The organism is Collinsella sp. SGI.241 (genome assembly GCF_050312955.1).
Taxonomy (GTDB): Bacteria; Actinomycetota; Coriobacteriia; order Coriobacteriales; family Coriobacteriaceae; genus Collinsella.
The window spans coordinates 1-288 of record NZ_JBNPKM010000036.1 but is presented as its reverse complement, the minus strand read 5'-3'; the positions used below and the strand labels follow the sequence as shown (position 1 = coordinate 288).

Annotated in this window: 1 protein-coding gene; it reads left to right on the top strand. The window is 68.1% G+C overall.

The features are described from left to right. On the top strand, positions 1 to 288 hold a 288-nt coding region (locus ACQQ92_RS08450; protein WP_427796245.1), incomplete at both ends, for a hypothetical protein.

Here is a 288-nt window from a genome sequence, read left to right as displayed (position 1 = left end):
GAGGACTTCTCCCTCGACGGCCTCTCCGCGAAGGCTACCGACGGCGGGTCGCCCCTGCTCGGCGACGAGTGCGAGCTGGGCCTTTCCGTCTCCGGCAATACGGGCTCGGTCAGGTACAAGTTCGTCTGGGAGCAGGGCGGATGGTCTCGCTGGGGGTCAATACGCCAGGGCGAGCCCTCCGCGTCTTGCCCCTGGACCCCCGAGGTGACCGGAGACGTCAACATCTGGGTGGACGCCATCGATTCGGCCGGCCGCGTCACCACGCTCAAGTTCCCCGTGCACGTGGAC